The sequence below is a fragment of the Candidatus Magnetobacterium casense genome (genome assembly GCF_019173545.1).
Lineage (GTDB): Bacteria > Nitrospirota > Thermodesulfovibrionia > Thermodesulfovibrionales > Magnetobacteriaceae > Magnetobacterium > Magnetobacterium cryptolimnobacter.
In genome coordinates this window covers 1-1,369 of the sequence record NZ_JABXWD010000667.1, presented here as the reverse complement: position 1 = coordinate 1,369, position 1,369 = coordinate 1, and the positions used below count along the sequence as shown (strand labels likewise).

The 1,369-nt window shown below is 50.5% G+C and carries 2 protein-coding genes; both read left to right on the top strand.

The annotated features are described in order from the left end of the window. On the top strand, nt 1-184 hold a 184-nt coding region (locus tag HWQ67_RS18605), incomplete at its 5' end, for a hypothetical protein (RefSeq protein ID WP_218254190.1). Between the two features lie 245 nt (nt 185-429). After that, the gene (locus tag HWQ67_RS18600; RefSeq protein ID WP_218254189.1) at nt 430-882 is read left to right on the top strand and encodes a hypothetical protein; all 453 of its coding nucleotides are present in this window, start codon (nt 430-432) and stop codon (nt 880-882) included. Nucleotides 883-1,369: the final 487 nt, after the last annotated feature.

The following is a 1,369-nucleotide window of genomic DNA, read 5'->3' as shown; positions in this document are numbered from 1 at the left end:
GAGCGGGAAACTTGATGACAATGGTTTTTGGCAGCATAGTTGTTACAGGTGTGCCAGGGCTTATGAGAAACAGTTTCCGGAGGAAGGCCCGTGTTGGCCACATGTTCGCGGCAGGCGTAGACAGGTTGCGGAGGAGGCTGTTGATGGCGAAAAGGAGGTTGCGCTGGAAACGACTGTCACGTAGTGGCGGAGCTTATCGCTCTGGCCCAAGGGGCAGTAAGTTGCACGACGGTAAGAAGACGTACGCTTGGACTTCAGCGCTCGGAGGCGGTTGGGATGGAGTCGTGCGAGGTTGGTTTTTTGTTTGTCCGGTCGATTCCGTCGGCGAATTCGCGAACACGAGCGATAATCCACGTAAGAGCGAGGCTCTCGCCAAGCAGGATGCCATGGAGTTTGTGACTTCGAGGTTAAGGGATTTTGGAGATTAGCATGAACAGAGAACAAGTCAGGTCGCTGCGGTTGATTGTCACTGACCGCGTGAGCAAGCGTGTCGTGGCAATAAGGAAGGCAAACGAAGAGCGGTATGCCAAGCTGGAAGCAGAACGCAATAAAATGGTTGAACAGGTGTTCTCCGCGGCCGTGGCAAACGGCAAGGTCAGGACACTTGGTCCTAAGCATCGATCCTACGGTCAGCCCGCGCTCTGCAATGATGACAAGTCGATTCAGGATCTAGTAATTTATCATCTCAGCAAGACCGAACTCGAGTGGTTCAAGTTGAATCATAGTGAACTTGAAAAGCTGATTGTCAGGTATCCGAATGTCAAGGAGCTGATCGATTTGGTGCTGGCTGAGGCCGAGTTGATGGAGACTGACAAGGCCCTGGATTCCGTTGAAAAGTTCATCGTTGAGGTGATGACTAGCTGCATTACGACCCGCGGGTAAACGATTTTGACAGCATCTCCTACATTGAAACCATCCGGACAGCCAAACGAAACGTCGGCAGCCAGAGGAACAAATACCCCATCAACACCCTCATAAATCTTGAACTCCTTGTTAAGCTTTTCCCGCAACCACCCCATATTCATGGTTACGTTGGCAACAATCTCCTCATCAACGTGATCTAGGAAACTGTCGCAATCCTGATCGCAAACAAATTCCCTTTCAGCGTCTTCGTCGTCCTCGTCGGCAGAACTCCACCCTCTACCGCAGCCGTCGCAAAATTCACGACATTCAGAAATTATCTCATAACGATCGGGCACCGTGACATGTTCGCCGTAGAAAGTCTCAAAATACTCATTGACGAAATGATTCATGCGCTGACGTAGACCATCCATAACACCATTAAAAATGCGTGGGCTGATCGAATCTATAGACAAACTGGCGCACATGTGTGCATCACCACAATAACGACCCACATGCCCGTATAACT

What these genes read in the sequence shown, in the direction of transcription:
- HWQ67_RS18600 (WP_218254189.1), top strand. Translation starts at nt 430, where the DNA reads ATGAACAGAGAACAAGTCAGGTCGCTGCGGTTGATTGTCACTGACCGC.